Annotated in this window: 5 protein-coding genes and 1 pseudogene; all 6 read right to left on the bottom strand. The window is 65.1% G+C overall.

Annotation, left to right across the window (positions count from 1 at the left end; all coding sequences use genetic code 11):
* Positions 1-196 (bottom strand): annotated as a pseudogene (locus EOD07_RS20880) (transcriptional repressor NrdR); the annotation flags it as partial.
* A gap of 214 nt (positions 197-410) precedes the next feature.
* The gene (locus tag EOD07_RS20875; RefSeq protein WP_245470355.1) at positions 411-989 is read right to left on the bottom strand and encodes a hypothetical protein; all 579 of its coding nucleotides are present in this window, start codon (positions 987-989) and stop codon (positions 411-413) included.
* 77 nt (positions 990-1,066) lie between these two features.
* A complete protein-coding gene (gene glyA / locus EOD07_RS20870; RefSeq protein ID WP_127236809.1) occupies positions 1,067-2,380 on the bottom strand; it encodes a serine hydroxymethyltransferase in 1,314 nt (437 codons plus the stop codon).
* Positions 2,381-2,606: 226 nt separating this feature from the next.
* Entirely contained in the window at positions 2,607-4,247 is a 1,641-nt protein-coding gene (locus EOD07_RS20865) for a Na+/H+ antiporter (protein WP_127236808.1), read from the bottom strand.
* Positions 4,248-4,352: 105 nt separating this feature from the next.
* Positions 4,353-5,291 carry an acetamidase/formamidase family protein gene (locus EOD07_RS20860; RefSeq protein WP_164772395.1) on the bottom strand — a complete coding sequence of 313 codons (939 nt, stop codon included), beginning with the start codon at positions 5,289-5,291 and terminating at the stop codon, positions 4,353-4,355.
* Positions 5,276-5,461, bottom strand: a 186-nt coding sequence (locus tag EOD07_RS37725) for a hypothetical protein (protein ID WP_164772394.1), incomplete at its 5' end; no start/stop codon positions are given. The genes EOD07_RS37725 and EOD07_RS20860, both read right to left, overlap by 16 nt.

The following is a 5,461-nucleotide window of genomic DNA, read 5'->3' as shown; positions in this document are numbered from 1 at the left end:
GCTTGTCTCGGTCGAAGGGCACTTTGCGGCCGGACTTCTTGATGACGACGAGGTCGCGCAGCTGCACACGCTCGAAGGTGGTGAAACGGCCGCCGCAATCGGGGCACACCCGGCGCCTGCGGATCGCCGCGCCGTCCTCGGCGGGACGCGAATCCTTCACCTGCGTATCTTCGGACTGGCAATAGGGACAGCGCATGGAGAGCCTTGGGTTCGCGATTCAGGCATGATCCCGAAAAGTTGCAGACTTTTCGGAGAAGATCATGCCTCAAAAACAAAATTTTAGAGTGAGAGGGCGCTTCAAGGAAGCGTCATCTCACTCTGGTGGGCGAAAGGCTTAGAGCCTTTTGTGTCTCAGAGATAGCGAGGCGGGAGCAAGATTGCCAGCGCCCCGCCCCGCCGGCGGGCAAGCGTCATGGCGCGACGTCCTTGGTCGAAAACCCGCAGGACGTGCCGAGATTGCGATAGGCCTTGGTGAAGCCGTCCATCGGGATGCTGGTGACCTTCTGTTTGCCGAAAGTCACATCGAGCGAGGTAACCTTGCGCATGGCGCGCAGCAGGGCAAGGCTGGTCTTGGCCTGGTTGTCGACCATCCAGCTGGGACGACCGCCGGCGGCGGCGTTGGAGCTTACCGTCGCGGCAACCTTCACGCCGGGGTCACCGAAGGTCGCGGCGATCTTGTCGCCGGTCGGCAGGGTCTTGTTGTCGATAATGAACATGATGGCCGGATACGCGTCCGGCGGCAGCGCGTCGCCGGTCGAGATCGACAGCGTCAGGGACCCGGCATTGCCGGTGCCGTCGACAAAAGCCGTCGAGGCGGCGCAGGTCTTGTGCGCGTCCTGTCCGGTATCGAGCGTATCGATGATGGTGGTCCACTTGCCGAACGTGTTGGTGGCAGGCAAGTCGGCGTTCGTCTGCTCCTCAGCGACCGCGGCGGAAGCGGTCAGCGAGCCAAACAGGGCCAAGGCGGCAAAGCGGGAAATGCGCATCATCAAGTCTCCGGTAGCCGCGCCGCCCGATCAAGGAGCGGCGCGCAGCGCAGGGATAAAAGATGACGCGCGGCGCCTGGTCAACCGAGATAGGGGTAAAGCGGGAAGCGATCGGTCAGCGCCATGACCTTGGCCTTCACCGCGGCCTCGACCGCCGCATTGCCCTCGTCGGAATTCGCCACCTTCAGACCGTCCAGCACCTCGGCGATCAGCTTGCCGATCTCGCGGAATTCGGCCTGGCCGAAGCCGCGTGTGGTGCCGGCCGGCGTGCCGAGGCGCACGCCCGAGGTGACGAACGGCTTTTCCGGATCGAACGGGATGCCGTTCTTGTTGCAGGTGATGTTGGCGCGGCCCAGCGCTGCTTCCGCACGCTTGCCGGTGGCGTTCTTCGGACGCAGATCGACCAGCATCAGATGGTTGTCGGTGCCGCCGGAGACGATATCGAGGCCGGTCTCCTGCAGGCTGGACGCCAGCGCCTTGGCATTGGCGACGATGCTTTCGGCATAGGCCTTGAAGCTCGGCTTCAGCGCCTCGCCAAGCGCGACCGCCTTGGCGGCGATGACATGCATCAGCGGGCCGCCCTGCAGGCCCGGGAACACCGCCGAGTTCATCTTCTTGGCGATTTCCTCGTCGTTGCACAGGATCATGCCGCCGCGCGGGCCGCGCAGCGACTTGTGCGTCGTCGTGGTCACGACATGGGCATAGGGCAGCGGCGACGGGTGCATGCCGCCGGCGACCAGGCCAGCAATATGGGCCATGTCGACCATCAGATAAGCACCGATCGAATCGGCGATCTCGCGGAAACGCTTCCAGTCCCAGATGCGCGAATAGGCGGTGCCGCCGGCCAGGATCAGCTTCGGCTTGGTCTCATGCGCGGTCTTTTCGATCGCGTCCATGTCGAGCAGGTGATCGTCCTTGCGCACGCCATAGGAGACGACCTTGAACCACTTGCCGCTCATGTTGACCGGCGAGCCGTGGGTGAGATGGCCGCCCGAATTCAGGTCGAGGCCCATGAAGGTGTCGCCGGGCTGCAGCAGCGCCAGGAACACGGCCTGGTTCATCTGGCTGCCGGAATTCGGCTGGACGTTGGCGAAGTTGCAGCCAAACAGCTTTTTCGCGCGCTCGATGGCCAGCTCCTCGGCCACGTCGACGAACTGGCAGCCGCCATAGTAGCGCTTGCCCGGATAGCCCTCGGCATATTTGTTGGTCATGATCGAGCCCTGCGCCTCGAGCACCGCGCGCGACACGATGTTTTCAGACGCGATCAGCTCGATCTCATGGCGCTGGCGACCGAGTTCGTTGCGAATGGCGCCGAAGATTTCCGGATCGGCGTCGGCAAGCGTGGTCTCGAAGAAGGATTCGAATTTGCTGGAGGCTGCCGCTGCATTTGACATGGCTTGCTTTCCCTTGGGGCCGGAGGTCTGCGAGGTCGCCGCGCATTAACACAGTTGTTTTCGGGCCGCCACGTTTGCGGCGCGAAATTTGCTGGCCGGTTTGCGCCAAGACAGCGCAGCCGGTTGCAGAGCGGTTCACCGTTTCACGGAAACGGCGAACCGCTCTACCTCTTTAGTTTTACGCTGTTCCGGACGGAAAACCGGTCACACTTTTCCTGGAACTGCTCTAATCCCGCGGCGCGCGGCCCTTGAGGATCGCTTCGGAGAAGGTGATCTCGGTGAACAGCTTGCGCGCCGTGTGGTCGTTGATGTCGCCGCGCCGAAGCATGGCCTGCAGCTCGGCGCGCTCGGCCTCGATGCCGGCCAGCCTGAGCTCCATCTCGATCCGGCCGGACTCGCGGGCCTCGGCGCGCGCTTCGTCGGCGCCGTCGGAGAGCGAGATGCGGCGCCGGTAGATCGAGGCGACACTCTCGGCGATGGCGAGCTTCATCTCAGCCGCCTCTCCTTCATTGCCGTCGCTGGCGAGGCTTTCGATCCTGGCGATGGCCGCATTGGCGGCGCCGACCCTGGCCCTGCGCTCTTCGGCCGCGCCCGGATGCTCGCCGGGCTCGACGAGACCGCGCGCCACCGCCGGCAAAGTGAGGCTGGCGATCGCCAGCGAGCAGATGATGACGCCGGCGGCAAGGAAGATCACGAGGTCGCGGGCCGGGAACGGCGAGCCGTCCTGCAAGGTGAGCGGCAGGGACAGGATACCGGCCAGCGTCACGGCGCCGCGCACGCCGGCGATCGAACCGGCGAGCCTGACGCGAAAGCCGAAGGGCTCGGCCTTGCGCTTGCCAAGCCGGGCGGCAAGCACGGCGCCGATATCGCCGATCCAGATCCAGACGAAGCGCAGCCCGATGAGGCAGAGCGTGAGGATCAGCACGGTCAATGCCGGCTCGAACAGCCAGTGCCGGGTGGTCAGCTCCGGTGGCACCTTGCGGATGATGTCGGGCAGTTGGAGGCCGAGCAGGATGAAGAGCGAGCCGTTGAACATGAAGATCAGCATCGACCAGAGCGAAATCGTCTGGATGCGCGCCGAGACGGCCATGTGGCGGACGATGCCGGAATATCCGGTCAGAAGGCCGGCCGTGACCGCCGCCAGGATACCCGACGCGTTCAAATGCTCGGCGATCAAATAGGCGACGAAGGGCAGCAGCACCATAACCAGCACCTGCGCTTCTGCCGGTGTGCTGGTGATACGGCTGAGAATCTGCAACGACTTCGCCGCGATGAACAGCGCCGCGACACCGGCGAGGATGCCGACCACCACGGCCAGGAGGAAGCTCAGGGATGCCCCGGCAAACGAAAAGCTGCCGGTGAGCACCGCCGCCACCGTGAAGCGGAACATCACCAGGCCGGAGGCGTCGTTGAGCAGCGACTCGCCTTCCAATATGTGCATCAGCCGCGCCGGGACGAGATTGCGGTCGACGATCGAGGACACGGCGACCGCGTCGGTCGGCGACAGCACTGCGGCCAAAGCGAAGGCGACCACCAGCGGGATGCTCGGCACCAGCCAGTGCAAGGCGTAGCCGAAGCCGACGATGGTGAAGAAGACGAGCCCGATGGCGAGGTCGAGGATCGGACCGCGCAGCGCCATCAGCTCACGCTTCGGCGCCGAGAAGGCATCGCCGAACAGAAGCGGCGGAATGAACACCAGCAGGAACAGTTCCGGATCCACTTCGATGTGAACGCCTCGCGCAGGCCAGGCAAGCGCGACGCCAATAGCGATCTGCAGCACCGGCAGCGGCACGCGCACCAGCCGCACCAGCGCACCGGATACGGTTACGAAGGCGAGCACGACGAGGATGAAGACGGCGACGTCCATGGCGCGATTCCGGCTGTTCGACCGACCATGGGCAATTGCCTGCGTCGCGTCCAGCCGGCCGGCCGTGACGCCGGCAGTATCGACGACGGACGACGCGCCGTTCGGCTATTGCGACAGAACCGCTTTCGGCACGGAACAAAGCACCGTGAAAGCGGGGTTCACGACATTGCCGATACGCAGGCTGCAGGTCTGGCTGACCAGTTGATGCGCGTCCATCGTATCGAGGCCTGTACGATGCGCCACCCAGCGCACCAGCCCGGCGGCCGCGATGCGGGCGGCGTCGTCCAGCGGCCGCGCGCAGCCGATGACACCGATATGGCTTTCAGTCTCCAGGCGCGGCCAGTCGAAGCTCTCGTCCGCCGTGGCCCTCTCCACCGAAAGGGTCGTGAAGAAGGCACCCTCGACCGCGGTGCCGGCGATCTCGCCGTCGCCCTGCGCGTAATGGCCGTCACCGATATAGATGTGCCCGCCATCGATATTGGCCCGCAGGTAGAGCGTTGCGCCCTCGGTCAGGTCCGGGATGTCGAAATTGCCGCCGAAGTCGCCGGGGACCACGCCGAGGCGGACCTCGCCATGCGCGGGCGCGACGCCCAGCGTCCCGTGGAACGGCCGATAGCCGGCGCGCAGCGTGCGGCCGGAGGAGGTCTGCGTGGTCAGTTCGGTTCGATCGGACGCAAGGCACCAGATCCACACCCGCTCTTCCTGCTCCGCCTGCAAATTGGGCGAGGCGCGAGTTCCCGACAGGAAACCGAAATTCGGCGATATCGTCGCCACGCCCCAGTCGCGCGCCGGCTCCAGGCGGTGAAGGCGGATTGCCATGATATCGCCGGCCTTGATGCCTTCGACGGCGATCGGACCGACCAGTGGGTTCACCTTTGGATAAGGCGCGACCTCGCGCGGCCTGCCGTCGACGCTGGTCAACCGGCCGGAGAAGCAATCCTCGGTGAAGACCGTGAATTGCTCGCCGGGCCCGACGGAAAGCCGCGGCGCATGGCCTCCCAATTGGAAGACGAAATCGTGCCCGTCGTTCAGCGGTCGAACCAAGTGCCGGCTCCCAGTTTCTCGACAATGTCGACAAATGCCTGCGTGGCGTCGCGATGGATGCTGTGGCCGACATTGGGCATCACGACGACGGACCGCTCGCCGACCTCCGCCCGCAGGCGCTGGGTGTCGTCGGGCGGGACGAACCGGCTCACGTCCGGCAGGACCCAGAC

Source organism: Mesorhizobium sp. M2C.T.Ca.TU.002.02.1.1, from assembly GCF_003997225.1.
The sequence above is the reverse complement of the archived record's forward strand: the minus strand, read 5'-3'. Positions and strand labels throughout refer to the sequence as shown.

What these genes read in the sequence shown, in the direction of transcription:
- EOD07_RS20875 (WP_245470355.1), bottom strand. Translation starts at nt 989, where the DNA reads ATGATGCGCATTTCCCGCTTTGCCGCCTTGGCCCTGTTTGGCTCGCTG.
- EOD07_RS20865 (WP_127236808.1), bottom strand. Translation starts at nt 4,247, where the DNA reads ATGGACGTCGCCGTCTTCATCCTCGTCGTGCTCGCCTTCGTAACCGTA.
- glyA (WP_127236809.1), bottom strand. Translation starts at nt 2,380, where the DNA reads ATGTCAAATGCAGCGGCAGCCTCCAGCAAATTCGAATCCTTCTTCGAG.